This window comes from Pseudalkalibacillus hwajinpoensis, assembly GCF_039851965.1.
Taxonomy (GTDB): Bacteria; Bacillota; Bacilli; order Bacillales; family Guptibacillaceae; genus Guptibacillus; species Guptibacillus hwajinpoensis_E.
The window spans coordinates 1,259,757-1,286,723 of sequence record NZ_CP156674.1 but is presented as its reverse complement, the minus strand read 5'-3'; the positions used below and the strand labels follow the sequence as shown (position 1 = coordinate 1,286,723).

Annotated in this window: 28 protein-coding genes, 1 pseudogene, 1 riboswitch and 1 other annotated feature; of the genes and pseudogenes, 17 read left to right on the top strand and 12 right to left on the bottom strand. The window is 39.8% G+C overall.

Translation table 11 applies throughout. The annotated features are described in order from the left end of the window. Window positions 1–15: 15 nt before the first annotated feature. Window positions 16–999 carry a GMP reductase gene (guaC, locus tag ABFG93_RS06505; protein ID WP_347551636.1) on the bottom strand — a complete coding sequence of 328 codons (984 nt, stop codon included), beginning with the start codon at window positions 997–999 and terminating at the stop codon, window positions 16–18. Between the two features lie 182 nt (window positions 1,000–1,181). On the opposite strand from guaC, the gene ABFG93_RS06500 reads away from it, so the two are divergent. The 6 genes from ABFG93_RS06500 to ABFG93_RS06475 all read left to right on the top strand — a co-directional run bounded on the left by ABFG93_RS06500 (window position 1,182) and on the right by ABFG93_RS06475 (window position 5,095). Further along, complete coding sequence (locus ABFG93_RS06500) at window positions 1,182–1,631, top strand: VOC family protein (RefSeq protein ID WP_347551634.1); 450 nt, start codon at window positions 1,182–1,184, stop codon at window positions 1,629–1,631. After that, the gene (locus ABFG93_RS06495; protein WP_347551632.1) at window positions 1,624–2,214 is read left to right on the top strand and encodes a GyrI-like domain-containing protein; all 591 of its coding nucleotides are present in this window, start codon (window positions 1,624–1,626) and stop codon (window positions 2,212–2,214) included. Before ABFG93_RS06500 ends, ABFG93_RS06495 begins: the two co-directional genes overlap by 8 nt. Beyond that, window positions 2,133–2,564 carry a VOC family protein gene (locus ABFG93_RS06490; RefSeq protein ID WP_347551631.1) on the top strand — a complete coding sequence of 144 codons (432 nt, stop codon included), beginning with the start codon at window positions 2,133–2,135 and terminating at the stop codon, window positions 2,562–2,564. Before ABFG93_RS06495 ends, ABFG93_RS06490 begins: the two co-directional genes overlap by 82 nt. A 34-nt stretch (window positions 2,565–2,598) precedes the next feature. Next, window positions 2,599–2,751: a hypothetical protein gene (locus tag ABFG93_RS06485; protein WP_347551629.1), complete on the top strand. Its 153-nt coding sequence runs from the start codon at window positions 2,599–2,601 to the stop codon at window positions 2,749–2,751. A gap of 175 nt (window positions 2,752–2,926) precedes the next feature. Next, window positions 2,927–3,451, top strand: coding sequence for a DUF4825 domain-containing protein (locus ABFG93_RS06480; RefSeq protein WP_347551627.1), 525 nt, complete (start codon window positions 2,927–2,929; stop codon window positions 3,449–3,451). A gap of 87 nt (window positions 3,452–3,538) precedes the next feature. Further along, window positions 3,539–3,791, top strand: a binding site (T-box leader). A 68-nt stretch (window positions 3,792–3,859) separates the two neighbouring features. Then, window positions 3,860–5,095, top strand: coding sequence for an MFS transporter (locus ABFG93_RS06475; protein WP_347551625.1), 1,236 nt, complete (start codon window positions 3,860–3,862; stop codon window positions 5,093–5,095). 17 nt (window positions 5,096–5,112) lie between these two features. On the opposite strand, the gene ABFG93_RS06470 is transcribed toward ABFG93_RS06475, so the two are convergent. From ABFG93_RS06470 to ABFG93_RS06440, 7 genes are all read right to left on the bottom strand, one after another. After that, entirely contained in the window at window positions 5,113–5,625 is a 513-nt protein-coding gene (locus tag ABFG93_RS06470; RefSeq protein WP_347551623.1) for a DUF3189 family protein, read from the bottom strand. A gap of 83 nt (window positions 5,626–5,708) precedes the next feature. After that, a complete protein-coding gene (locus ABFG93_RS06465; protein ID WP_347551621.1) occupies window positions 5,709–6,626 on the bottom strand; it encodes an AEC family transporter in 918 nt (305 codons plus the stop codon). A gap of 107 nt (window positions 6,627–6,733) precedes the next feature. Beyond that, on the bottom strand, window positions 6,734–8,062 hold the full coding sequence (locus ABFG93_RS06460) for a 2-hydroxycarboxylate transporter family protein (protein ID WP_347551619.1): 1,329 nt from the start codon (window positions 8,060–8,062) through the stop codon (window positions 6,734–6,736). A 150-nt stretch (window positions 8,063–8,212) separates the two neighbouring features. Beyond that, window positions 8,213–8,941 (bottom strand): response regulator, encoded by a 729-nt coding sequence (locus tag ABFG93_RS06455; protein ID WP_347551617.1) that lies wholly within the window; start codon window positions 8,939–8,941, stop codon window positions 8,213–8,215. Next, window positions 8,938–10,548, bottom strand: a complete 1,611-nt coding sequence (dcuS, locus tag ABFG93_RS06450; RefSeq protein WP_347551615.1) for a DcuS/MalK family sensor histidine kinase — start codon at window positions 10,546–10,548, stop codon at window positions 8,938–8,940. Before dcuS ends, ABFG93_RS06455 begins: the two co-directional genes overlap by 4 nt. Before the next feature lie 206 nt (window positions 10,549–10,754). Further along, window positions 10,755–12,212 (bottom strand): MDR family MFS transporter, encoded by a 1,458-nt coding sequence (locus ABFG93_RS06445; protein WP_347551613.1) that lies wholly within the window; start codon window positions 12,210–12,212, stop codon window positions 10,755–10,757. A 225-nt stretch (window positions 12,213–12,437) separates the two neighbouring features. Then, entirely contained in the window at window positions 12,438–12,950 is a 513-nt protein-coding gene (locus ABFG93_RS06440) for a DUF3231 family protein (protein WP_347551611.1), read from the bottom strand. Window positions 12,951–13,199: 249 nt separating this feature from the next. Next, a riboswitch (purine riboswitch) is annotated at window positions 13,200–13,302 on the top strand. 175 nt (window positions 13,303–13,477) lie between these two features. Here ABFG93_RS06440 and ABFG93_RS06435 point away from each other — a divergent pair. The 3 genes and pseudogenes from ABFG93_RS06435 to ABFG93_RS06425 all read left to right on the top strand — a co-directional run bounded on the left by ABFG93_RS06435 (window position 13,478) and on the right by ABFG93_RS06425 (window position 15,893). After that, window positions 13,478–14,356 (top strand): 5'-methylthioadenosine/S-adenosylhomocysteine nucleosidase, encoded by an 879-nt coding sequence (locus ABFG93_RS06435; protein WP_347551610.1) that lies wholly within the window; start codon window positions 13,478–13,480, stop codon window positions 14,354–14,356. Between the two features lie 415 nt (window positions 14,357–14,771). Further along, window positions 14,772–15,180, top strand: a pseudogene (locus ABFG93_RS06430) (DUF4385 domain-containing protein). A gap of 98 nt (window positions 15,181–15,278) precedes the next feature. Next, window positions 15,279–15,893, top strand: a complete 615-nt coding sequence (locus ABFG93_RS06425) for a RibD family protein (RefSeq protein ID WP_347551608.1) — start codon at window positions 15,279–15,281, stop codon at window positions 15,891–15,893. A 440-nt stretch (window positions 15,894–16,333) separates the two neighbouring features. On the opposite strand, the gene ABFG93_RS06415 is transcribed toward ABFG93_RS06425, so the two are convergent. The 3 genes from ABFG93_RS06415 to ABFG93_RS06405 all read right to left on the bottom strand — a co-directional run bounded on the left by ABFG93_RS06415 (window position 16,334) and on the right by ABFG93_RS06405 (window position 18,704). Further along, entirely contained in the window at window positions 16,334–17,251 is a 918-nt protein-coding gene (locus ABFG93_RS06415; RefSeq protein ID WP_347551606.1) for a DMT family transporter, read from the bottom strand. A gap of 198 nt (window positions 17,252–17,449) precedes the next feature. After that, window positions 17,450–18,175, bottom strand: a complete 726-nt coding sequence (locus ABFG93_RS06410) for a Bax inhibitor-1/YccA family protein (RefSeq protein ID WP_347552774.1) — start codon at window positions 18,173–18,175, stop codon at window positions 17,450–17,452. An 88-nt stretch (window positions 18,176–18,263) separates the two neighbouring features. After that, window positions 18,264–18,704, bottom strand: coding sequence for a GNAT family N-acetyltransferase (locus tag ABFG93_RS06405; protein ID WP_347551604.1), 441 nt, complete (start codon window positions 18,702–18,704; stop codon window positions 18,264–18,266). 157 nt (window positions 18,705–18,861) lie between these two features. Here ABFG93_RS06405 and ABFG93_RS06400 point away from each other — a divergent pair, with 157 nt between their 5' ends. Continuing rightward, complete coding sequence (locus ABFG93_RS06400; protein WP_347551602.1) at window positions 18,862–19,278, top strand: RrF2 family transcriptional regulator; 417 nt, start codon at window positions 18,862–18,864, stop codon at window positions 19,276–19,278. A gap of 56 nt (window positions 19,279–19,334) precedes the next feature. Here ABFG93_RS06400 and ABFG93_RS06395 read toward each other — a convergent pair. Then, window positions 19,335–20,665 (bottom strand): IS3 family transposase gene (locus ABFG93_RS06395; protein WP_431522057.1). Its coding sequence is split into 2 segments (ribosomal slippage): window positions 19,335–20,284 and window positions 20,284–20,665, totalling 1,332 coding nucleotides; the frame shifts between segments, so codons are not numbered across the junction. Between the two features lie 189 nt (window positions 20,666–20,854). Here ABFG93_RS06395 and ABFG93_RS06390 point away from each other — a divergent pair. The 7 genes from ABFG93_RS06390 (at window position 20,855) to ABFG93_RS06360 (ending at window position 26,954) form a co-directional block, all read left to right on the top strand. Next, on the top strand, window positions 20,855–21,304 hold the full coding sequence (locus tag ABFG93_RS06390) for a CBO0543 family protein (protein ID WP_347551599.1): 450 nt from the start codon (window positions 20,855–20,857) through the stop codon (window positions 21,302–21,304). A 258-nt stretch (window positions 21,305–21,562) separates the two neighbouring features. Then, the gene (locus ABFG93_RS06385) at window positions 21,563–22,720 is read left to right on the top strand and encodes an ABC transporter substrate-binding protein (protein WP_347551597.1); all 1,158 of its coding nucleotides are present in this window, start codon (window positions 21,563–21,565) and stop codon (window positions 22,718–22,720) included. Window positions 22,721–22,830: 110 nt separating this feature from the next. Further along, the gene (locus tag ABFG93_RS06380) at window positions 22,831–23,715 is read left to right on the top strand and encodes a branched-chain amino acid ABC transporter permease (RefSeq protein ID WP_347551595.1); all 885 of its coding nucleotides are present in this window, start codon (window positions 22,831–22,833) and stop codon (window positions 23,713–23,715) included. Window positions 23,716–23,722: 7 nt separating this feature from the next. After that, window positions 23,723–24,715 (top strand): branched-chain amino acid ABC transporter permease, encoded by a 993-nt coding sequence (locus ABFG93_RS06375; protein ID WP_347551593.1) that lies wholly within the window; start codon window positions 23,723–23,725, stop codon window positions 24,713–24,715. Continuing rightward, window positions 24,699–25,472, top strand: a complete 774-nt coding sequence (locus tag ABFG93_RS06370) for an ABC transporter ATP-binding protein (RefSeq protein WP_347551591.1) — start codon at window positions 24,699–24,701, stop codon at window positions 25,470–25,472. Before ABFG93_RS06375 ends, ABFG93_RS06370 begins: the two co-directional genes overlap by 17 nt. Next, window positions 25,465–26,163 (top strand): ABC transporter ATP-binding protein, encoded by a 699-nt coding sequence (locus ABFG93_RS06365; RefSeq protein ID WP_347551589.1) that lies wholly within the window; start codon window positions 25,465–25,467, stop codon window positions 26,161–26,163. Before ABFG93_RS06370 ends, ABFG93_RS06365 begins: the two co-directional genes overlap by 8 nt. 74 nt (window positions 26,164–26,237) lie before the next feature. After that, window positions 26,238–26,954: a (Fe-S)-binding protein gene (locus tag ABFG93_RS06360; RefSeq protein ID WP_347551587.1), complete on the top strand. Its 717-nt coding sequence runs from the start codon at window positions 26,238–26,240 to the stop codon at window positions 26,952–26,954. Window positions 26,955–26,967: the final 13 nt, after the last annotated feature.

The window sequence follows — 26,967 nt, the reverse complement described above, 5'->3', positions numbered from 1 at the left end:
GCTCTCTCTTAACTTCTAGTAAACCTTATCTCCGTTAAAAATCGAATTTTTCACAACCACATAATCCACCGTGCGAATGGATTCTAACTTGTCTCCGCCAGAATATGAGATCGCAGATTGAAGATCCTGTTCCATTTCATTCAACGTATCTTCTAAAGCGCCTTTATGTTCCACGAACATTTTCTTTCCTTCCACATTTTTCTTTTCTCCTTTTTGGAATTCAGAAGCGGAACCAAAGTATTCTTTGTATAGCTTGCCGTCTTTCTCAAACGTTTCACCAGGAGATTCTTCGTGTCCCGCGAATAGGGAACCGATCATCACTATTGAAGCGCCGAATCGAACAGATTTTGCAATATCGCCGTGGGTACGAATGCCTCCGTCAGCAATTATTGGCTTACTTGCCGCTTTCGCGCACCAGCGAAGCGCTGCAAGCTGCCAACCGCCTGTACCAAATCCGGTCTTAATTTTCGTAATACATACCTTACCAGGTCCAATCCCTACTTTAGTAGCATCAGCACCTGCATGCTCCAATTCTCTAACTGCTTCTGGAGTACCAACATTTCCTGCAATCACAAAGCTATCTGGTAAGTGCTTTTTAATATGTCCAATCATTTCGATAACCGCATTAGAATGGCCATGTGCAATATCAATTGTAATGTAATCTGGGGTGAGGTTATGCTGAGCAAGCTGTTTGATAAAGGAGTATTCTTCTTCTTTCACTCCAACGCTAATGGAAGTGATGAGTTCACGAGCGTTCATGTCTTTTATAAAATCGATGCGCTTTTCAGGTTCAAAACGGTGCATCACATAGAAGTATCCTTTTTCAGCGAGGGAAACGGCAATGGTTTCATCGATAATCGTCTGCATGTTTGCGGGTACGACCGGTAACTTAAATGTATGGGCTCCAAGTCTGACAGAAGTATCACACTCTGAACGGCTATTCACCACGCATTTCGCGGGAATTAATTGAATATCTTCATAATCAAATACATTTTCCATAGAATTCACTCCTAAATACGAATAATATGTTTTTATAACATTTAAATGTTCGTCCATTTGATAATTTACAGGATTTATCATTGAATGTCAAAGTAATTATCATGAATTATGGATCGTTTTGAAGGATTTTCGTGTGCTGGAATGGAACAGTTTTTTAGGAATAGGGACGGAGGTGAGTCATTGTGAGTGAACACTTAGTAAGAATCGGAACGACTTATCTACCAGTTTCAAATGTAGAACGTTCCACTAACTGGTATGTTACGAAACTCGGGGCGAAGCTGAATTACCAGGACGAATCGAAAGCAATTCTAGATTTAGCCAACCAGAGCTTCTTTCTAGTGAGTTCCCAAAAGGGTGAAAGCTCGAATTTCTACAATAGCAAGGGTGAAGAGTGCTTTTCAATAACGTTTGAAGTAGAGGGTATACAAGCACTTGAAACAATTAGAAAGAACTTTATCGAGAAAAAGATCATGGTTAGTGAAGTGGAAGATCGAGCACATGCAGGGAAGAATTTTGTTTTCCATGACCCAGATGGAAATACATTTGACGTTTGGAGTGAGGTAAGTACTAAATACAAAGAAAGGTATTTAGTTCAGGATTTTAACGAGAAGGGAGTTACTGGAAATGAGTGAGGATTTGGTGCAGCAGGTAACTGTTGAAGAACTCGGTGAACTTCAATTGGGAGGGATACGTGTTCTCTGTGCAGGAGAGCAGTACGTCCATGAAATTCCGCAAGCAGCTCTGCTTTTAGAGCAGCGAATGAGTGAGATCAAACACGTTATCGAGCCTTTCATACAAGTAGGTGCTTTTGTGGTAGAGCCTACTTCAAGAGAGGAAGATGGCTATTGGGTCTGTGTTCAAGTAAGTGAGGCAGAAGATCTTCCTGAAGGTATCGAGGCCGTAACCATTCCCCCACAAACGTACGCCGTTTTAAAACATAAAGGTGCTAACACAGAGATTTTGCATACCTATGATATTTTACATAAATGGATTGAAGAGAGTGGCTACATGAGAGTGAAAAACGACTGGCATGTGGAACGATTTCATAGTTGGAGAAAAACGTCAAAGATCGATGTGGATCTAATGGAGACGATTATAATCATACATTTCTTAGTGAAAAGGAGTGCTTTAATTTGTTTAGAGTTGGGAGCGTTTTTATACCTGTTACCGACATTGGAAAATCCAGTGAATGGTACGAGTATAACCTCGGAGTAAAGAAAATACAGGGCTGGGGAGAAGGGATTGGAAGTGGTGAGGGTTTTTATTTTCCGGACAGTCCCACTCAATTTGGTTTGGTACAGGTTGAGGAAGCGCAGCCTACAGAATTTGTTATAAAAGGTGATCAAAGAAATGGTTATTTCAATTTTGTCGTTGATGATATTCATGAGGTGCACAACCAGTTAAAAGAAAACGGTGTGAGAACGACCGAGCTTGAAGATTTTGGAGGGATGACGTGTTTTGACTTCTTCGATCCGGATGGCAATCCACTTAGCGTTGTGACTGAGGTCAGGGATTCACCGTTTCATTCGGAGCAGGTGAAGAAGCGACAAAGAGAGGGGAGATGACCTTTCTAGCGCTGGCAGTCGAGAAGAAGTAGATGTGTTCGTTCAAAAAGTTACTCAAGCAGGCGGAGACATCTATGGTGAATCCTCAGAAAGCCAGGAATTGATTTACGGTGCGGGCTTTTCAAACCTGGATGGCCATAGGTGGAACATTCTCTATATGGATATGAGTCGCATCCTGGGGAAGTAACTTAATAGATAATCGTTAGGCAACTTTCGGCTTGAGAGTTGTCTTTAAATTGGAGCGGAAAATGGTGAAACATTTATGGCTCATAAATCGTAGAAACAATTGGAGAGAATAAAAAGAACTTGGAGTGTGGGGATGTTGAAGCGAAATAAAATCGTAATGCTTAGCCTGAGCCTAAATGATGTTTCTGGCAGGCTGTTCAATTGGAAGTGCATCGGAGAATGAAGAAATTAAAACAATAAGAGATGTTAATGCGGAGGAGTTCACCGAATACAGCGGCACTTACGTAGGTGACAATTCCAGGGTCTCAGCTATTCTCACGAAATTAGCGGGAGGAGAAACGGTGAATCACCTCGACCTGTCTGGCGAAAACATTCATGTGACATACGGAAGTAAGGAAGGATCTCTCTCCCAGGAAAAGGTTGATTCGTTCTGGTATGACGGAGAAGATACGAATCAGAATTTCTACTTTAATGCGATGTATTTAACAATTCTAGTCCCAAATGCAAACGAATATATCTTTGATTTACAGGATTCCAGCCTAGTAATTACACGAGACAATATGGTTGATGTACTTTCAAAAGAACTAACTGACTTTCCAGATGACGAAGAGATCTGGAATGAAACGGTTGTTACAGAATTCATGAAAGTTAATAAGGACAATATAGAAGAGATGGCTAACAACTACAAGGAATATTTCTAAGTGCGAAGAGAGGGGATTAAAGAATTGAATGGAGTTCTAAAGATTCTGTTTACATCTATACTACCTTTCTAGTAATATATAACAAACAAGAACGCGATGAAGAGAAGAGTAGATGACGGATTCCTACACAGAGAGCTCCCGAAAGCTGGAAGGGAGTTAGGATGATGTTATTGAAACAAGCCTCTGAGCAGTGCATCGGAGCCTAAGTCAGGTGATGGTGTAACGGGAGCTCCCGTTAAAGAGCTAGGGTATAAGCAACTACTGCCGTACCTGATAAGAGTGATGTGGCGACACATGACTAAACCGGGGTGGCACCGCGATAAGGAATCTCGCCCCCGGGACTATACGTCCCGGGGGTGAGATTTTTTTTGGATTCATACTACTTATCGCGATTGGAGCTGGGTATTAATGAGAGCGTTTGTTGAAATATGGAAGTACCATGCGATCGTTCTAGCTTGTATTGGAATATCGAATGTTGGGGGATGGGTTTATCATATAGCGCTTAATTTAATTATTCTAGATCAAACCGGTTCAGCGCTTGCTGTGACTGGGTTATATTTGCTTAAGCCTCTCGCCATTCTTTTCACGAACAGCTGGTCAGGAAGTTTGATTGATCGCATGAAAAAGAGAAATTTAATGATTGGTTTAAATGTTTTACAAGCATCCTTAATCGTTTGTTTGCCGTTTCTGTCATCCCTATGGTTTATTTATGCGCTTGTTTTGATCATTAATATGGCAAACGCTATGTTTCACCCAACATCAATGATTTATATTACTAAGTTAATTCCAATTGATGAGAGAAAGCGTTTTAACTCATTTCGTAGCTTAATTGATTCAGGAGCGTTCTTAATAGGCCCTGCTATAGCCGGATTGCTGTTTATGATCGGAACACCTGATCATGCCATTTATGTGAACGCCATTTCACTATGTATCGCTGGCATACTGATTGGATGTTTGCCGGAAATAGAAGGAGATGAGTTTGTTAGAGAGGCTAATGTTAAAATCTCGATTGCTACTTTAAGAGAAGACTGGAGAGTTGTTAATGATTTTAGCCGAAGGTCTAGATACGTTGTTACCATTTACTTTCTTTTTAGCGCAGTGACAGTGATGACATGGGGAGTGGACTCCCTTGAAGCAGCCTTCGCTAAAGAAGTTTTACAATTAACGAACACCGCTTACGGCTTACTCGTTAGCATTGCAGGAGGAGGAATTTTGGTTGGAGCGATCATGAATACCTTGTTTGTCAAGAAGCTATCTACTTCTCTACTTATGGGATTAGGGTCCATTCTATTAGCTCTAGGTTATTTGGTATTTGCCATATCCACTGAATTCTCGATGGCTGCGATTGGATGCTTTGTACTTTCCTTCTCACTTGCTTTTGCGAATACAGGCTTCTACACTTTTTATCAAAATAATATTCCCGTAGAAATAATGGGGCGGATTGGTAGTTTATTTGGGTTTGTGGAAGCACTATTTACAATCTTCGTCATCATACTATGTGGATTACTCGCGCAACTTGTTTCGATTCATTTCAGTGTGATTGTCGGAGTGATTATCATGTTCATCTTTGCAGTTGCCGTGTTCATCAGTCTATTCCTGCCATCTAATCATAGAAGCTATAAGGCGAGAGAGATTGTAAAATAATCAACTTGTGACCGTGTTTAGATTTTAAAGTGCTGATTTTCTAAAATGAGCACTTTTTCTTCTGTTTGATGTGACTTCCTTTTGGTATGTTCCACAAGGTCATAAATTAATGGACTGCATTTTTTTGCACCTTTTACTAAGAGAGGCACTCCAAGCGAGTCGATTCCAAGCCCTCGTGATAATCCGCCACCAATTGACATGACAAAGGGAACCGTCGGAGAAGTATTTGAAAACACAAGGCGGTCCTGCACATGGAAATGTTCAAACAGTAACATGCTCATATCTCTTAATGCCGGTACGATAAGCTTAGAAGATTTCTTACCAATCGTATATACGGAGTGTCCTTCAGAATCCTTACCATGATAAATCAGCCGTCCGGCATCCTGTTTCGTTAATTTATTAAAAAAGGGAACGGCCAGAATCTCCTCTTTGGATAGCGGCAGAGTTGAAGGCTTTAATATTTGGAGGTGAAAGGCTGCGGCAAGAGAAGTGGTATGAGTCCCACCATAATCATTATAAATATAGATCATATCATCATCCCTGTCTTAAAATTACATATCAGTATGTCCTAAGTCAGGGAACTCAATACTCCAGGTGATTAAAAGTATCGAAACTAAACGGCACCTACAAGCCATAACATGAGCGGTACCGTAACGATACTTGCGACTGTCGTAACAAGTGTACTGTAAGAAACCAGTTGAGGCTCAGTATTAAATTCAAGTGAGTACATAGTGGTGTTTGCGGCTGTGGGCATGGATGCCAGAACGACTAATATACTAGCTAGCATGGTATTCAAGCCAAGTGCCATTGTTAGCATGAGGGCAATGGCAGGCGAAATGATTATTCTGATCGAGAACACTGTTGAAAGGTCTCTCAACTTAACACTTCCTTTGGTAAGAGAAGCGAGTTGCATCCCGAGCACGAGCATGATCGTGGGGATCGTGGCGTCAGCTACAAGGTTAACCGCCTGCATGATGAATTCTGGCACTTTTACCTGAAAAATTTGTACGCATACACCAAGGATAACGGCATGATTAATTGGCATCCTGGAAATTTTAATGAGAGAATCCTTCAAGGTATGATCTATCGTACTTCCTTTCGAGGCGTAGTAAAGGCCAACGGTATTCATTAACAGAGACTGGATGACCATCATGATAATGGCGTAATGAACGCCTGCTTCACCGTAAGCGAACAATATGATCGGTACTCCGTAATTACCGCTGTTCATAAATACACTTGAAAGTACCAGTGCAGCGTGCTTGGAGCGGTGCCAGGAGTTAAATTTTGAGAGAATTGTAACCAATAGGATTAGAATCAACATAAGCGATAAACAGAATAGAACGATATAAGCGTAATCTATTGTAATTTCATTCGTATAAAATGTCTGAAACGCAAGGGAAGGGTACATTAAATAAAGTGCAGCAGTAGAAATAGATTTACGGTTAAATCCAATTTTCTTTTGACCGATATATCCGATCCCAAAAATAATAAAAGCAGGTAGGACGATTAGGATGACTTCGATGATCTTCACCACATTTTTGAGTAAATTTGCCGATTTAAGAAATAAGTTAACTCCCACTATTTCTATAGAAGAGATAGTGGGAGTCGCTTATTTATAAGTAGAATCAGTCTTCATGATCAAGCAAGGAATGGGATAATCAAACCAGCTAATAGAAGAATTAAGGCGCCGCCTAAACGTGAAGAAATCTGAGCGAATGGCATTAGTTCCATTCTTCTAGCTGCTGATAAAACCGCAACATCACCGGTTCCTCCCATATTAGCCATACATAATCCAGCTGTGATTGCTGCTTCGATTGGATAGAAACCAACCATTTTCCCAATCAATCCGGCACCAATGATCGCGCCAAGCACTACACCGAATACCGTTAGAATGTATTGTAGAGTTAATGCTTCAAGGACGGTGTTTAAATCAGTATAGGCAATACCGATCCCAAATAATAATGCGAGTGTCCAGTTGCTAGCAACAAATTTATACCACTGACTTGCCCCGTCGATCACGTTCTTTGGAATAATATCAGCGATCTTGGCTATTGCAACGACAATAATCATTAATGCATAGGGATGAAGAGGGATAACATCTCCAAGTAAACCTCCAACTGCAAAGAAGGTAATAGCAGCAAGTAATCCAATTCCCATTTTTTGTATGTCGTAGGTATGTTTCTCTTCCTTGTAATTAAACCCATGAATCAATTGACCGTTTCCAGTAAGTGAAGGGACTTTTTTACCGAGCAGATTAAGCATACTAGCAAGAACGATAGCAAAAACATTACCAAGTGCAAGAGCAGGCACGAGCATAGAGATATAATAAGCAGGATCATTGCCCATTAACTCGGAATAAACTTGACTCATGGGAACGGCCCCGGCTCCCATACCGCCCCCCATGATTGGCATTGTAATAACAAGTATAGCGTCTCGTAGTGAAAATCCAACAAGGGAACCTAATATACCGGAAACAATGATCGCTCCTAAGACCGCACCCATAATAGGTAAAAAGTAACGCAAGCCTACTTTTATCAGGATGTTCTTATTCATTCCAAGAATACTTCCGGTGATCAAAGCAGCGATATAAAAGTTTAGAAATCCACCATCTTTCATAAACGTTGTCATGGTAGCGACAGAGGTTTCAGGAAGCCACCCTTCATAAACGAGGAAGGCGGCCCCGAAAATTGCAACGATTGCACCTCCTCCTAGATAGGTTTTGACAATTGGCGTGTGATCTCCAATCCAACCTAATAATTCCCCAAGGACGATCATAATCAACAAGCTTCCAATCATTCCTCCAGGGAGGTTGCCAGTATATAGACTGATGACTGTTATTGCGGTAAAAAGACTAAACCATAATAGGGGGATACCAAAAATCTTAATGGACTTTTTCTCGTGTTTCTCTCCATGAGATTCAGATTCTGTCTGACGATCGTAAGTAAGCTCTTGAGCTGTTTGAGCCAATTGGATCACTCCTTTTTAATAGGTATAACGACAGGGATTAGTAACCGCTTACATTTCGATAGTTTCATAATAAAAGAGTTGACTGAAAATTCACACGTTATGTAACTATTGATAGTAATGTAATTAAAAAAAGCAACCAATTAAGGTTGCTTAATCCAGGTAGGGATCGATAGAATGCCGATTAGCTGGGTTTAGCGCATATTGATAAATTGGTCTACCAACTCCATATGTGAGAGATTCTTCTAAGTAGCCAATTCCCCTTAGAAATTTTAAATATTTTCGAACAGAGACTCTTGAGATATTAGCTGTATGTGCAATATCTTCTGTTGAAAACTGAGCAGTTGGAAGGGAAAGTATAGTTTGGTTAATTGTATTAAGAGTGTTTTTGGTTAAACCCTTTGGTAAAGAGTGAGCGATCGATTGTTCATGTAACTTTTCAGCATGCTGTTGATTGATATGGAGCATATGGTCAAGCTCTTCTTGATTCACCTTATTTTTCTCGTTAAGTCTATAGTAATTGTTCTTATACTTAAGAAGGGCTTCCTGAAAACGGTCGAAGTCAAAAGGTTTAATTAAATAATCGATTGCACCAAGACGTAATGCTTGCTGAATCTGATTTATTTCAGAAGCAGCTGTAATTAAGATAACATCGACATCTTGATTTCTTTCTCTAATTAACTTAAGTAATTCTAATCCATTCATGCCGGGCAAATAGACATCTAATAGGATCAGGTCTAATTCTATTATAGATAAATTCGAAATTGCTTCATCAGAATTGTAAGATATACAGCTAACAGTGAAGCCATCTACTTCTTCCACATATCTCTTATTTAACTGTGCTACCATCGGGTCATCTTCTATAATCATCACATGAATCATCTTATTTCATCTCCCTGGTCGTAAGGAACAATGAGCGAAAATGTCGTACCCACACTAGTAACTGATTCCACATCAATTGAACCCTTTAAGTTATCAATACTTCGCTTTGTAAGATACAGTCCAAATCCTCTGTGATTTCCATCTTTTGTTGTGTGACCTTTAAGGAATATGTCATCTTGTTTATCCTCTGGTATACCTACTCCTGTATCACTTACGGTCATGCTTAAGAGGTCATCAATGTAGGAAAGAGCAATACTTATTTCTTTTCGCTCACGCTTACCTACACTATCTATTGCATTATCTATTACGTTCCCCAGTATAGTGATAAGCTCATGGGTTACTTCAGGTCGTTCAGGCTGTGGAATCTCTGTTTCACAATGGATCGTCAACTGAACATGAGATTCTCTAGCATAGCTCATTTTCCCCAAAATAAATCCTGCAAATACAGGATCCTTAATGTGCTTTGTTACACTTCCTACTTCATGTGTTTGATGATTAACTAGCTTGCTAATAAAATGATTAACTTCATCATAGTCTTCCATCTTAATCAAGCCAAGTAGTACATGTAATTGATTCATAAACTCATGAGATTGTGCTCGCAACGTATCAGCATACATCTGTACTCCAGTGAGTTGCTTTGCCAGGTGATTAACTTCTGTTTTATCTCGAAAAGTAGCAATAGCCCCAACTACCTGGCCATTCACGTTAAGGGGAACACGGTTAGTGATGATCGAAACACCGTTTATGGTTTGCTCTTGATCCAGTTCTGCTTCCTTATTATCTAACACGGTTTCGAGCAGGGTGCCAGGTAAAAAATCGTTAATCTTCATTCCAATAGGCTCATTATCCATAAGACTCGCTTGTTTAAAGATGCGTCTAGCTGATTTATTAACGAGAATAATCATTCCTTCTCGATCAATTGCAATAATACCCTCATGCACAGAATGTAGCATGGTGTTTCGTTCCTCATGGATACGTGCAATAGCATATGGCTCTAAACCGAATAAACTAGTTTTTATGTATCTGGCTAACAAAAAAGCACCAATAATACCAATTAAGACTCCAACGGATGAGCCGATGAGAATTTTGCGGTGGCTTTGTTGAATGGAAGCTTCAACTGCCTGTAAGGATATCCCAACGGATACAGCACCGATTTGAGTGCTGTTTTTGTTATAAATAGGTGTGAAAGCACGTAATGATTTTCCTAATGTTCCTGTAGATCTTGAAATGTATTCTTCTCCGTTTAGCGCTCTTTCTTCATCTCCACCGACAAAAGCCTTACCAATTTTCTTGACGTCAGGATGTGATTGACGTATGCCCTTCATATCCATCACTACAATAAATAAAACATCTGAAGCCTCTTGAATGGTTGTAGTATATTCTTGAATACTTACATCACCTGTACCTGTGTTGCTTAAACCCTCTTTAACGATCTGGGATTCCGCAATTGTCCTGGATACGGTAATTGCTTTATTCTCCAACTGCTTTTCAATTGAATCACTCGTTGTATTCGTTATCAATAGATCTGTTATTAATAGAGATAGTGTAACCACAGCACAAACAAATAAAATAATGACTGTGCTTAATTTCAAACGGAATTTTAGCATATTCTTCACCTCACATTTATAGAAAGTCCATAATTTAAGTGTAATCGTTTCCTTTTAAGATGAATATACCTTTCTCCCATTAAGTACAGAGGGGAAACCCTCATTCTAAATAAAGTAGGATTGAAAAAAATGCCCAGAACTTATTCTGAGCGTTTTTCTTTAAGCGTTAATTAAGTTAATTAAGGCTAATCAAACGAGGTTTATCATTACATATTCACTGATTTAGCATGACTTTCTTCATGCCTATGTGGGAGCTCATGCGATTTCTCGTCTTCCTTATGAGGCTCGTTCTTTTTAATATAGAACGATAATATGAGTCCTACGATCGAAATTCCAAGAATGACTATAAATGCAACGTTCACCCCGTAGATATCAGGGCGTGAAATCGATGGCTGCGCTTCAACGTTTTGAGCTGTCGTTGTCATGACGGTTACAAGGATCGCAGTACCAACTGATGCAGCAATCTGGCGCATCGTATTATTCATAGCAGCCCCATGTGCGATTAAATGCTTAGGAAGCTGATTCAAACCAGCAGTAGTAACTGGCATCATCACCATAGATAACCCGAACATGCGAATCGCATACATAATTGTTAAAAAGGTTAGGGTCGTTGAGGTATCTAGGAATGAAAAGCCTATTGTTGATGCTGTCACAATTGTTAGACCCACAATCGCCAGCAATCGTGCGCCAATCCGATCAAAGATACGTCCTGTAATTGGTGACATGAATGCCGTAATCACGGCACCAGGTAAAAGAACTAGTCCTGATTCAAAGGCAGTAAAATCTCTCATATTTTGCATGTATAGCGGAATTAACGTTTCCGCACCAATTAATCCAAGGAACAAGATCATTCCGATAATCGTCGTAATGGTAAAGATTTTGTCTTTAAATACCCTGAATTCAAGCATTGGATGAGCCATACGTAATTGTCGCATGATGAATATGGTAAGAGTAATTAGTCCAACAAGTAGGACCACGATTGTTCTCATACTATCCCATCCGTAATTCCCTGCGCTCGTGAAGGCATAAAGCAATCCACCGAATCCGATAGATGAGAGAATAATAGATAATGGATCCACTTTAGGATGCGTAAGCTCTGTTACATTTTTCATAATGAAATGCGCAACAACTATGATGATAAGCGCAAGGGGTAGGATTGCCCAAAAAAGCAAGCGCCAGGAATAGTTCGCTGTCATCCAACCAGACAGCGCAGGTCCAATAGCAGGAGCGAATGATATGACAAGACCGATATAGCCCATCGCAGCTCCGCGTTTGTTTATAGGAAAGATCATAAGGAACACCGTTTGCATCAATGGCAACATAACTCCAGCACCTGCGGATTGAATCACCCGTCCTAAAAGCAACATGCCAAAGTTAGGCGCAATTCCTCCAACAACAGTCCCAACTGCAAAGATGCTCATTGCCACAATGAACAATTGCCTCGTCGTAAATCGTTCAAGTAAAAAGGCACTGATCGGAATCATAACTCCATTTACAAGCATAAACACTGTTGTCAGCCACTGTGCAGTGTTAGCGGTAATATTCATTTCCTCCATGATCGGAGGTATCGCCGTAATCATTAACGTCTGATTTAGAATTGTGATAAATGAACCCGCAAGCAATAGCGCTGCGATTAGTACTTTATTATAGGGTTGGGTGGTCACCTCATAACCTCCTCTTGTTTTCTATGAGTTTTTGTAGTCTATGAAAAGTCTACATCGTGTTTTTGAGTAACTGAGAATGGATATTTACAATCAATTATCAAATTATACTCTTTTACTGTTCAGGACACAAACCTCTTGATCTTACTTTATGTAGATGGAGAATATTCAAAAAATGAAAGGCAGAAACCCTAAGCTATGGAGGGTTTCTGCCTTTAGACTAAGTAATTAACAATCTTCTGATTTATGATGGTGCAGTGGAGGAGGTATTAACCAGCCTTTTTCTTTATTAAGTCTTAACGCTTTAGCACCTAAAGCGGCTTTTTGTACATGAAACTGTCCGAATAACATAGCAATGTCTTCACGAATAGACTGTCCCATAATTTGACTGCATGTTACAAGTCCAGCTGCAATGTTATTTGATAGAGCTGCTGAAATTTCTGGGTCCTGGAACCTTGCCCCATTTGGAATGTCTTCCAGGCAAGCTTTAGGGCGTTCAGGTGGAGTCGGGGATAACCCTACGCCATTTTCTTTAAGCAGAGTTTCAACTTGTTGAATTTCCTGTTTTCCACCAGCGATCGCTTCTTCAAGTAACTTGTGAAGGTCTTCGTCTCCTGCATGATTCAATTGAGTCTGATAACCAGCAACTAATCCTTTAGCAGTTGTAACAAATGTCCAAAGTCCAAAAACCTCACCATAATGCATTGGTTCATTTGTCGGATTCCCGCTTAATATGCCCATTTTGATCCTCCTAAATAAATTCATTATCGTGCCACCTTTCATTTAAGCACGTTTACTATCATCTACTGATATCTCAAAACTATTCATAATTTCAATGGATTAATTCGTGAGAATTTTTTCGGAATACGTAATATAAATTCGTTTATAATCTGATTTAACCTTTAAAGACGAACATTAAATGTAAACTAATAAGATAAAGTTCATATTTTTGTTGATTAACGATTATTTATTTGTTATATTATCGAAGTACTAATTATAAATAGCAATACTCGTATATTCTCAGTAATATGGTCTGAGCGTTTCTACCTGGTTCCCATTTAAGAACTGGACTACGAGTTAAAGTATGGATATGTTCGTCTTTTGAGGCGATCTTATTCTCTGATTTAGCATTAGCTATATTTTTGCTTTATTATTTATACTTTAATTTAGCAGGTCTGGAAGGTAGAAATCACTCTACATGATCTAGGCCTATTTCTTATGATTAAAACTTCGAGTATATCAAACAACAGGGATAGGAGAGTTTACTTATGAGAAACAAAGTGATAAAGCGATGGGCTTTGCTAACAATGATTGCAGTATTGTTATTAGCAATTGTAGGATGCAATCCTACTTCACAAGCTGAAACAGAGGAAGAAGAGGCTCAAAGGCCTATTATTGTTCAAGGTCCAATGCCGATCGAAGCTGAAGAATTTGCACAAAGGTTAGAGGATGTAAAAGAAGAGAATTCTGGAACGTTTGTATTTTATAAAGGGACTCTAGATGATTATCCTGTTATCGTGGCAAAAACAGGAAAAGGAATGGAAAATACAGCAGCTGCTACAGCAATAGCTATTGAGAAATATAACCCTATAGCAATCATCAACCAAGGAACATCTGGGGGACATGATCCAGAGTTAAACGTATTTGATATTGTTTTAGGAAAAAGAACGACAAACATTGGTTCTTTAAAAACAGCGAATAAAGATGAAAATCAGGGGATTCATCCAACTGAATGGAAACCTATGGACTTAATGGCTTCTGAAGGAAGTGCTGGAGAAGATCCAGATGCTGAAAACATCCGGTACTATGAGGGAGATAAGGGATTACTTGCAGCTGCTAACGCAGTCAAAGACACATACACTAAGGGTAAAGTTGTCGAGGGTACAATCGGTTCTGCGGACGTTTGGAATAATGAAGTGGATCGTATTAAATGGTTCCATAATAAATATGGGACGTCTGTTGAAGAAATGGAAGGTGCTGCTGGAGCACAAATTGCTCAAGCGTATGATGTACCATATCTGGGTATTAGAATCCTTTCTAATAATAAAACAAATGGAGGGCAATACAACCCTGATACAGCAGCAGCAAACCAGGAGTATGTTTATCAAGTAGTAAGTGAATATATATCTACGAAGAAAGCCGAATAATATAAAATTGAATAATAATTGGGCGTTTATCTGTTATAAGATAGACGTCTTTTTGATGAAATAAAGGATTGAGTTAATTGCATGGTTTTGAATTAATTGTTTTTAGCAATAGAGTCTTTAATGGCTAAGTTTGAATTTGTTTCTTTGGTGGAATGTGTATGTATAAGACAAGGAGGGATGACAATGAAAATGATTCGTTCACTAATCCATACTATCGTAGATATCCTTCTATTTATTCCACGTACGCTTGGAAGGTTAATCAAAAAAATCGTATAATCCTGATAAAGATTGGGGTAGATGAAAGGACGCTCTTAGGATTGATAAAGAGGTCCTTTTTTGTTCAAACACTTTAAGTGGGATACTCTTCCAAAGGGAGTGGGAAGCATGATTCGATTACGATCTCGATTTTGACAATATTAACTTCCGTGATCATCCAGAGAAGTATCGTGTAGGACGAGGTGAGCAGGGGGTGTTGATGGTAGAACCATATAAGAGCGAAATCCTGCCGCACTGGCGTTTTAAAAGACAGGATATCGCAAGGGAATCTACTGAGAAAATATACGAGATGTTCAGGGAATACCAAGAAAAAGATGATTTTGTTGGAATGGACATGGTGCGAAAGTTTATTCAAATGGGCTATACAAGAGCTCGTCGGTATGCGAACTACAAAGGTGGAAAGAAGTATGACAAAGATGGCGAGATGAACGAACGGGACATCGACGAGGAAAGAGTCGGCACGGATTTTTGAAGAAAAATGGAAAATCGTGAGAACAGATGAAGCATTTTTAAAGAAGAAGAAAGAACATCAGAATAACTACGGGTAAAAGGCATAGCTTTGGCTAAGTCTTTTTTTGTTTTAAAAAACACTGACATTCATTTCCTGGAGAAATTATAATGGTAGAAATAGGAAAGGATGATTGATTTGAAGAAAAGACCTGAAGTTGTGCTTAATCTTTTTTCATCGGTTGATGGCAGAATTACGATGGCACCAAATCACAATGTAATGGAGTGGACTGATAAAGGCGTGGATGGGGATGCGAATGATCTTACACATAGGCTCTATGATGAATTGAACTGTGACGCTATGATATCCGGTAGTGAAAGCCTGATTGTATGGAGCGAAGATTGGGTAGAGTTGAAAAATCCGATTACAGAGCCACAGAAGTCGCAAGCGTACATCGTGTTTGATGGCAGGGGACGAATGAATTGGTCACAAACAGAAGGGCTAATTGTAGTAACGAGAGAAAATGTCTCTGAACCGTATATTGAGCAATTGAAGAAAAAGGGGATTACTTATCTCGTCGCGGGTAGTGGAGAATACATAGATAATGGGCTTGCCCTCGAACAGCTTTATGATCACGGATTCAGGCGGTTGGGTCTTAGTGGAGGGGGTTCGATAAACGGAGCTTTCTTAAGAGCTGGACTTATTGATGAGATAAGTATCGTTCTTGCACCTCTTGCGATCGGCGGACGGGCGACGCCAACGGTATTTGACTGTGAAGATCTTTCTTCGATTCAAGATGCCTGCCTCGCTTGAGTTGATGGAAACAAAGCCTGTCGCAGATAAAGGGGCAGTCTGGCTTTACTATCGGGTTCGCCACTAAGGAAGAGTAACGATTTTGAACTACCGTTAACTTTAAAATTAAGCTGGAAATGGACAGGATAGAGTAAGAAGAAAAATACTATAACACTAAATAAACTGAAGAAGAAAACAAGTGTTCACTTCATTCAAAAATTTCATTTTTGCACTTCCACTGCAACTTGTCATCATGGGACCTTTCATTCGGTTTGTATTTGCTAAATTCGTAAAAGGTAAAAGAAATTCAGCTATACCAGCTTGTCTTGAATAATTGATAAACTAATATTTAAATACACTGTTAAGCGGTCGAGCATGAAATACTGAAAGAAACCCTCGCTAAAGTGCAAAGGCTCCTGATATTTTCTGAGCGATCATAACGTTTTGATAGTGATAGAGGTTCATGCTTGAACTTTCTCATATCGACGAGGAGGGCTTTTGTAATGTTTCTTTGATTCTTGCACAATAACGACTGAACTAATCACCATTATCATCCCCATATACTGCCATAAGGATAACGTTTCGTTAAAGATGAGAAAACCGATAAGAGAGGCGATTACTGGCTCAATAGTTGCAACGATAGAGGCACGACTGGACTCCACATATTGCAAGCCTTTCGTGTAAAAAATGAAGGGCAGCATCGTTGATAAGAAGCCTAGACCTATAATTAATAGCCATACTTTGATACTTAAGAATAGGGATATCATGGACCCTGGATTACTGAATGGTACAACTGCGATTGAAGCGAACAAAAAGGTGTAAACTGTAACTGTTAACGAGTCGTATTTTTTAAGGGCGAACTTACCGAATATACTATACAAGGCGTAGAATAATCCGGATCCAAGCCCAAGAATAAGTCCATAAAGTGAAATGGAACCACTCGTGTTAGAAAAAAGTCCGATTACAAGAGAACAGCCTACCAATGTAATGAGCAGTGCGGTGACTTTGCGGAAGGTCATTGATTCATTGAAAAGCAGCCATGAAAAAATCGTCACAAAGACTGGAGCAGTATAAAGTAAAATGAAAGCAATCGAAATCGACGATTCTTCCATAGAACTGAACAAGCACCAGTTAAACAGAACGATACTGATGATGCCCGTGCCTACGAAGTATCGGCTGTCCTTCACCTTTATCTTAAATAGATTGCGATTCTTAAAACTGACATAAAAGACCATGAAGAGGGAGGCAGTTAAAACCCGCATCGCTACCACCTGAATCGCCGTGAACCCGATTTCATAAAGAAAAGTTACAAAAACACCAATGACACCCCATAATGAAGCGCCTATGGCAATCAGTAGCCAGGCTGATTTATTTTCCAAACGTATCCCTCCAATCTACTATTAATTTTATATTCTACCATAATTGGGTATATGTAAATATCCATTGCTTCCAGTATAAATAAAAGCCGCAATTCAATCCATATCGGATGAAGTGCGGCTTATTTAACAATTAATTTTCTATCGAAGAAAGGTTTATTGATGGGTAATGACTCTCGTAAACAACAATGCGCCTCTATGTTATCGTCGAATTTTTTGTAGCAGGTGAAGAATTTCAATGTAAAGCCATACGAGTGTGACCATTAATCCGAATGCGCCGTACCATTCCAGGTGTTTTGGTGCGCCGCGGTTGGCGCCATTTTCAATAAAGTCAAAATCAAGCACAAGGTTAAGTGCAGCGATCGCAACAATGAATAGACTGATGCCGATTCCGATCAGGCCATTCGTATGCAGGTAAGGAACATTCATACCGAGAAATAGATTCAGACCCAGGTCAACGATGTACACAACGAAAATCGCAAGCGTTGCCGAGACGACCATTAATCTGAAATTCTTTGTTACTTTAATAATGCGAGCTGCATAAAGGAACAGCAGAACGCCCATGACAGAGAAGGTAAGTGCAGCTGCCTGGATCACAATTCCTGGATATCGTGCTTCAAGAATTGCTGAAAGTCCACCAATTGCAAACCCTTCGAGAGTGGCGTAAATTGGCCCAGTAATTGGTGCTGCTCGATGGAAGAAGACCGTTATGAGTGCAAAGACAAGGGCACCGATCGCGCCAATCACCATCATTGTGTAAATATCTTCTCCCTGAGAATACCGGTACCAGGTGTAGATCGCTGAACCGAGTAAAAACAGGAACAGGAAGAACGTTTTTGCTACTGTTCCACCAATCGTCATCGCTTCACCCTGAGTGCGCGATCTGTTGAATGTATCATTTTTTAATACGGGATTACCGCTTCGCATCATGTATACTTCATCCTCTTTTCTATATTTGATAGTACTATACTTATGTTCCCATTACTGTTTCTAATCTAACTTACGATTAACTTGTCTAGTTGGTTTCAGGAAGTTTTTTCCTCATTAGAACATGTGGTATTCCATCTTCCATAAATACGTCAGAGTCGGTTACGTAACCAAGCTTATGATAGAAACCTTCTGCTTGCACCTGACCATGAAGCTTCACATACTTCATGCCTTTTGATGTGGCAAGTTGTTCAAGCTTGTTAACGATCAGGTTTCCGATCCCAAGTTTTCGATGAGTCTTGAGAATACAGATGCGCTCAAGCTTTCCCCCACCATCTGCAATTCGCCATCTTCCTGTCCCGACAGCCTCTTTCTGGTCAAGAATAAGGATATGCTCGGCAGCGTCCAGAGTGTCGAATTGGTCATATTCATCTTCTGCAGGCGTGCCCTGTTCTTCGATAAACACTTTTTTACGAATGGTAAAAGCTTTATGTAATGCTTCTTCAGTTTCGATACGTACTGCGATCATTTTTGTTTTCCTCCTGATAAGTTATATAGACTGAGTATAATCAATGAAATGGCTCACTGTAAATAAAGGAGGAAAGGGGTGTTACTTTTAAGTAGAAGACTTTACTTTCAAAAACGTATGCATCAAAATAAATAGAAGTAGTGAAGAGGTGAGAAAGATGGCAGAGAACGTTTCCAGTACAAGATGGTTCGGCATGGCGCTTCAGGCACTCGTCGTTCTTGCGGATCATGAAGGACTCTGTCCAAGTGGAAAGATGGCAGAGAAACTTAATTCACAATCTGCGTTCTTAAGGAAAATTTTAACCCATCTCGTTAAAGGTGGACTCATACAGGCAAAAGAGGGCAGAGAAGGCGGTTATTCGCTAGTTAAGGATCCAGCAGACATTACGCTTGCAGAGGTATATGATGCAATGAGAGCAGAGCCTTTTCCAAAAGGATTCCTGGAGGTGGCGAGTAAGGAATGCTTTGCCCCACCAACGAGGGATGCCTTATGCGAGCTTCGAGATGAAATGGAAAGCTGGATAGTAGAGGGGTTAAAACAGAAAACGATCGCAGATTTGCTTGTGAAAAAATAAAAAATCAGGAGTGTGATTTAATATGTACCCTTTGTAAAGGACAGTTTAAAAAAAGTCTAAGCAGCTTGTGAAAGATGATCTCTGTATTGTACAGGGGTCATCTTTTTTCGATTCCATTGATATCTATGGTGGTTATAGTAGATCATGTATTGTTTGATTTCCTTGTGAACATCTTCTAATGTTAGGCATGCCTTAAAATAGGTTTCGTCTTTCAAGTGTCCAAAGAATGACTCGATTGGGGCATTGTCCCAACAGTTTCCTCTTCTAGACATTGATTGACGGAACCCAAGTCTTTTTACCATCCTTTGATATTCGGGATGAGTATAGTGAGTTCCTTGATCTGAGTGAATGAGCGCATCCTTATGTTTCTTGAATTTTCTATTCTTCTTAAGTTTTTGGAGTGTATCTGTAGCTAAGTCCATGGTTATCCGGTCTGAGACATGATAGGCGAGAGCCTCTCCACTGGCCCCATCCAATATCATTGATAAATAAGCTCTAGAATTTCTCCCAAAGCTCAAATAGGTGATGTCTGTTAATAGGACTTTCCCGGGCTCTCCTTGGTTGAATTGACGCTCTAATAAGTTAGGGGCCACTGAGTGTTCCTGGGTAGCTTTCATTAAACGTCTGTAAGGATTTGCTTTCCTAATAGGGCAGACAATATTATATTTTTTCATGATTCGTCGTATTCTTTTCAAGTTATAAATAATCTTAAATTTGCCTGCCAAGGTCATTTTTATTTGGCGTGCACCTTTTTTGCGTCGTTTATATCGGTATGCATTTAAAATGATCTCTTTTACTTCTTCATCCCTAGCTTCTCTGTGTTTTCTGCGTTCTTGTGCCTTAAGAGAAAAGTAATTATAATATCCACTTTTAGAAACTCCAGCTACTCCACAAAGGTATCTCACCATGTTTTTCAGCTGATATTTCTCAATCACGGAACGGATAAGAATAAACTTTTGGCTTGGCGAGAGGACTACTTCTTTAGCCCCCTTTCCGCAAAACGAATCTTTTTTAAGAGTTCATTTTCAGCCTTAAGTAAGTTGATTTGTGCTTCCAGTCGAGCGTTCTTTTCATCAAGGGACATATCTCTTTCTCTAGGTCTCCCAGAATGGCCTTTCCTTGTGTCATTTAGCCCGATAACGCCATTCTTTTTATAAGCTGCACTCCACCTTTTACTTGCGGCTTGAATACGTGTCATTCCGATAATATTCGTATCAAATCCACACTCTTCAAAGATCTGCCTTGAGAACTTTCCTTTTTCCTTCTCAGCTATAAATATCCGTTTGAATTCATCCGTATACGTGATTGCCTTTGTGCTGAGCACTTTCACATAAGGATTAGTGGATAATTGTTTAATTTCTTTCTCTGTAAATGTCTTTTTACTCATGATGTTTTCCCCAGTCTATACAAAGTTGTCTATGTTTCATTATACAAAAAAGCACCCCATAGGTAGACTTTTTTTACGTGTCTACACTATAGGGTACATTTTAATTCTATGAATCAGGCTCTTTTTTAATTGCAATACGGTATAAAGTATCCGCTTTTCGTGCATTCCTTGACTAAGGAGTGAGTGAATATGCTTTTTAATCTATTTTTTGCGTTATTACTACCGTGGATAGCGGGTATTTATCTGATCAAAAATGATTTGAAACTTTTCTTACTTGTTGCTCCTTTTGCGGCATTAGTAGCGGTCATTTTTGATGTTCTTGGCTTTCATTTCGGCTTCTGGCAAATAGATCCAAAGTATGATACTGAACCGATTGCGGCGTTGCCGATGTATTTAGGAATCTACCCAATTTTAGCAGGTTTTCTTTTTCTAGCGATGGAGCGAATTCGTTTTTATCATACAGTGATTCTTCTATTTTTTACCTTACTTACAACTGTGATTGAAGGAATTGGTGTCGCGATTCACCTTGTCCACTATGCAAATGGGTGGACGATTTACTGGACGTTTGTTTCTTATTTAGTTGCCTACCTCGTTTGCTATGTATACTACATGTTGTTGAAAAGATACGCAGAGCTCTGAATCGAGCCGTTAAGCATCAAAAGCCTTTCCCTATATGAAAAGTGTTAAAAGAAATATTACTTCATAATAAATATGGATTAGGAGCTTTGCCTGTTAAGGTTAAAGCTTTTTGGTATTTCTTCATGAATCGTCATTATCTTGCAATAAGGGAGTTTATCTTGTAAAATAACAGAATATTACTAAAAATAAAAATAATAAAATTATTAAGGTTATTTATTTTTAGTATTCAAAAAAATATTGCGTACAGGGGGATTTGGGATGGGGAAGTTTTTTAGAGGTTTCTTGGCTATTTTTACTGTATTGACGCTCGTTTTTGTTAGTGCATGTAGTGGGAATGGTGAAACATCAGGTGAGCAGTCTGGTGGATCTGGTGATGGAAGTGTTGATGTAAAAGTAGGTGTTATTTCCTGGTTAACTGGAGCTGGTGCAGGCTATGGTGAAGCCATTACGAATGGTTTCGAGCTTGCGAATAGTGAAATTAAAGAAGAAGGTAAAGTGAATATCGAGTTAATTACAGAGGATTCAGCAGGAAAGCAGGAACAAGCACTATCATCTGCTCAAAAGCTGATGAACTCTGAAAACGTTTCCGCTATTCTAGGACCTACATTAAGTACTGAGATGAAGGTTGTGGCACCAGAAGCAGATCTAAACGGTGTACCGATTATGGGAACTTCAACAACTGCCTCTGGAATTCCACAAATAGGGGATTATGTGTTTCGAAATTCCATTCCTGAATCGTTAGCTATTCCAGCAGCTATTTCAAGTGCTGTGGAGAAGTATGATGCTAAAAAAGTAGCGATATTATATGGAAATGATGATGTGTTTACGAAATCTGGATATGACACAATGAAAAAAGTGGCTGAAGAACAAGGGCTTGAGGTATTAACGACAGAAACCTTCCAAAAGGGACAAGCTGATTACAATGCACAGTTAACTAAGATTAAAGATACCAATCCGGATTTAATTCTTTGTTCAGCGCTCTATAATGAAGGCGCTGTCATTATGGACCAGGCTAGAAAAATGGGGATCGATGTTCCATTTGTAGGAGGCAACGGGTTTAACTCCCCTGAAGTTATCAAAATTGCAGGCGATGCAGCAAATGGATTAATCGTCGCTACACCATGGTTTGGTGGTAGTGAAGATGAGAAGGTTCAAGAATTTGTGGATAAATATAAAGAAGAGTTCGGCAATGAGCCAGACCAATTTGCAGCTCAAGCTTATGATGCCTTGTACATTTTAGCGGATGCAATTGAAAGAGCAGGTAGCGATGACCGAGATGCTATTCGTGATGCATTAGCTGCCAGTGAAGGGTTCGAAGGAGTACTCGGGGAAATGTCTTTTGATGAAGATGGAGACATTGTCATGGAACCTACTGTTTTAACAATTAAAGATGGGAAGTTTCAGCCATTCGAATAAATTCACTCTATTGGATTTGAGAGAGTTGAACTCTCTCAATCTTTCTTTTTAGAGAGTTTTATGTGTTAGCCAAATTTATTAACGATACATAGTAAAGAGGTGAGAATCCCTTGTTATTAGAACAATTAATTAATGGATTAACGTTAGGAAGTATTTATGCGATTGTGGCATTAGGCTATACATTAGTATTCGGTGTACTAGGGATTATTAACATGGCTCATGGCGAGATTTTTATGTTTGGAGCCTTTATGGGTGTAGTTATCACACATACATTACAGCTCCCACTGGTCCTTGCATTTCTGGTTGCTATTGCTGTAACAGCTGCACTGGGACTATTTCTAGAATTATTAGCATTAAGACCATTAAGAGGTAAAAAAGGAGTCTCGCATCTTGCCCCACTAATTAGTACGATTGGCGTTTCGATTTTTCTTGAAAATCTAGCTCATCACTTCTTTGGTGCAGGAAACCGTCCTTTTAATACTTCTTTCTCTCAGCTGAGCATTCAAATTGGATCAGTGACGATATATGCTGTACAGCTTGTGATATTTGCAATTGCTATCTTATTAATGGTTGGGCTTTCATTCTGGTTATCTAAAACAAAGGCTGGTAAAGCATTACGAGCATGCGCAGAGAACTTAGAAGCTGCAAGTTTGCTCGGTGTCAATACGAAGAGAATGATTATGTTGACTGTTATCATAGCATCTGTCATCGGAGGAATTGCTGGAGTCTTAGTAGGGATGGCATTTAACTCGGTAACACCACAAATGGGGTTATCTATGGGATTAAAAGGGTTAGCAATCATAATACTGGGTGGAATGGGAAGTGTTAGAGGAGCGATGGTCGGGGGCTTAATCCTTGGACTTTCGGAAACGATGATTGTTGTATTCGGTGAATCAGGGTATCGAGATGCCATTGCATTTATTGCGATTATCATCATTCTCCTAGTTAGACCTCAAGGGCTTTTTGGTCAAACAGTAACTGAGGCAAGGCGGTGATCGGTAAATGTTAGCTGAATTAATCAATCCATATTACTTGCAAGTTCTATCTTTTATCCTCATTAATATCATTCTTGGAATTAGTATCTACATTACGTTATCAACAGGCCAGCTTTCATTAGGCCATGCTGGCTTTATGGGGATCGGTGCTTACACCTCCGCCATTTTAACGATAAATTTTGAGCTGCCCCTGGTTGTAGGTATTTTATTCGGAGCAATTGCTGCAGGCCTTGTTGGGATTTTGATTGGAATCCCAACGTTACGATTACAGGGTGTTTACTTAGCGATAGCCACTCTTGGATTTGGTGAAGTGATCAGAGTGCTCTTCATTAACTGGGAAGGAATTACGCAGGGAGCAGTTGGTATTTCTTCTATTCCCCATATCGGAAGAGAATTAGTAACAGGTTTCAGAGATGCCGGGTTTACAGCCGCTATGATCGGAATAAGGAGTAATCAGCTAATCAGTTTACTTGTGTTTTTTATTCTATTAGTCGTCACTATCCTATTGATAGCCTTCTTTGTCAGGCAGCATAATTCCAGGGTAGGCAGGGCATTCGCGGCTATCAAAATGGATGAAAGCGCAGCAGAAGCAATGGGGATCAATATTACGTATTATAAAATATTAGCTTTTGCACAGGGCGCTCTTGTTGCTGGCTTTGCAGGTGCCTTATATGCTCACATTACAGCATATATTAGCCCGTCAGATTTCTCGTACCATCGTGCAGTTGAAATCCTAATCTTTGCGGTTTTCGGGGGGAGCGAGGTAATCGCAGGTCCGATTTTTGGCGCGATCTTCTTAACTGCAATGCCTGAACTACTTCGTGATTTAAGTGAATACCGTTATATGATTTATGGCATTATTCTGGTGGCGATGATGGCTTTTAGACCTCAGGGGCTTATCGACTATAGCATGATACATAAGCTGAAAAGGTTACGTAAGAAAAAAGACAATAAGAGCACTAATAAAAAGGGGGGGAAACGTCATGGTATTGGAAGTTAAGGGCATAACGAAGAAGTTCGGTGGTATACAGGCCCTGACTGATGTATCATTTCAGGTCGACAAAGGGGAAGTATTTGGACTCATAGGTCCGAACGGTGCCGGTAAAACGACTATGTTTAATATTATTACCTCTATGTTTCCTCCAACAGCAGGGGAGGTAGTTTTTACAAATAAACGTCTGACTGGGAAAAAGCCTTATCAAATCACGAAGGACGGGGTATGCCGAACGTTCCAGAACATTCGCCTGTTTCCTGAAATGAGTGTGCTAGAAAATGTAACTGTAGGGCAGCACTGCAGAACATCTTCAGGTGTATGGTCCGGCGTTTTTAAATTAAAGTCCCAGAGGATGGAAGAAGAGAAAATCAAACGGAGGGCTCGTGAGCTTTTGCACTTAGTAGGGCTTGACGAATTTGAAGAAACGTTTGCCGATAACTTAGCTTATGGTCAACAGCGTCGTCTTGAAATCGCACGTGCACTTGCGAGTGATCCGAAATTATTATTGCTAGATGAGCCTGCGGCAGGTATGAACGAAAAAGAGACAAATGATTTATTTGAGCTCATACAAAAAATTAAAAAGCTTAACATTACTATTTTGTTGATTGAGCACGATATGCCACTCGTAATGAAAGTGTGTGATCGGATGGCCGTTCTTAATTTCGGGAAGAAAATTGCTCAGGGTACGCCTGAAGAAATTAGAAATAATCCGGCCGTCATTGAAGCATACCTGGGTCAAGAGGAGGAAGATGAGCTTGCTTAGCGTTAACGATGTACATACCTATTATGGGAATATCCTTGCGCTAAAAGGAATAAGTATCGATGTTCCTGAGGGAAGTATCGTCACGATACTAGGCGCAAATGGAGCCGGTAAAACCACAACAATGAAGAGTATTGCAGGGGTATTAAAGCCAAAAAAAGGTAACATCTCGTTTTTAGATGAGGATATTACAGGTAAATCCCCTGATATGCTAGTAAGTAAGGGAATGTCGCTTGTTCCTGAGGGGAGAGCAATCCTTTCAGGTATGACGGTGATGGAGAATTTAGAAATGGGAGCGTTTCGTCGAAAGGGATCCATAAAGAAAGATTTAGAAAGGGTAATGGAACGGTTTCCGATTTTGGAAGAACGTAAGTCCCAATTAGGCGGTACTCTTTCAGGAGGGCAGCAACAAATGCTTGCTATCGCAAGGGCGTTAATGTCAAAGCCTAAGCTTCTCTTACTTGATGAGCCCTCTATGGGGCTTGCTCCATTAATCGTTAAAGATATCTTTCAAATTGTGAAAGAAATCAATGAAGAAGGAACAACGGTTTTGTTAGTAGAACAGAATGCGCGACAGGCTTTAAAGATTGCACATCATGCTTATGTACTTGAAACGGGCAAAGTTGTAAAGAGTGGGAAGGCAAGGGATTTATTGAAAGACACAAGTATTAAGGAAGCCTATTTAGGCCATTAAAGAAAAAATTTGATAGTTGTCCTTCTTTAAGAAGGGCTTCTTTCTATTACATATCGTCAGGAGGGAATTGTGAATTGAAGGTCTCTTTATTTATTACGTGTTTAGTCGATGTGTTCTCTTCAGAAGTTGGGAAGGATACAGTAGAGCTTTTAGAAAAGCTAGGCTGCGAGGTTGATTTTCCTGAAGGTCAAACGTGCTGCGGACAACCTGCATTTAATAGCGGTTACCTAAAAGAGTCGAAAGAGACAATGAAGCACATGATCAAGACATTTCAACATGTTGATTATATCGTTTCTCCTTCTGGATCCTGCATCACTATGTTGAAAGAATACAAGGATTTATTTAGGGATGAACCAGTTTGGGCAGACAGAGCGGCAAATCTCTCGAAAAAGTCGTATGAACTAGCACAATTTATCGTTGATATTTTAGGGGTTGAAGACGTTGGTGCACGTTATGAAGGAACGGCTACCTATCATACCTCTTGCCATATGACGCGCTTACTCGGGGTAAATGAAAGTCCCATAAGGTTATTGCAGCACGTCGAGGGACTTAATTTAATCCCCTTACCATTTAAACAGGACTGTTGCGGGTTTGGCGGCACCTTTTCCGTCAAGATGGCAAGTATTTCAGAACAAATGGTAGAAGAGAAGGTTCAACATATAGAAAGTACAGATGCTGATGTGCTAATAGGTGCAGATTGTGGTTGTTTAATGAATATAGGAGGACGAATAAATAGACTCGGAAAGAATATTGAAGTGAAGCATCTCGCGCAAATACTAAATCATTCCTGATGGAAGGAGGTCG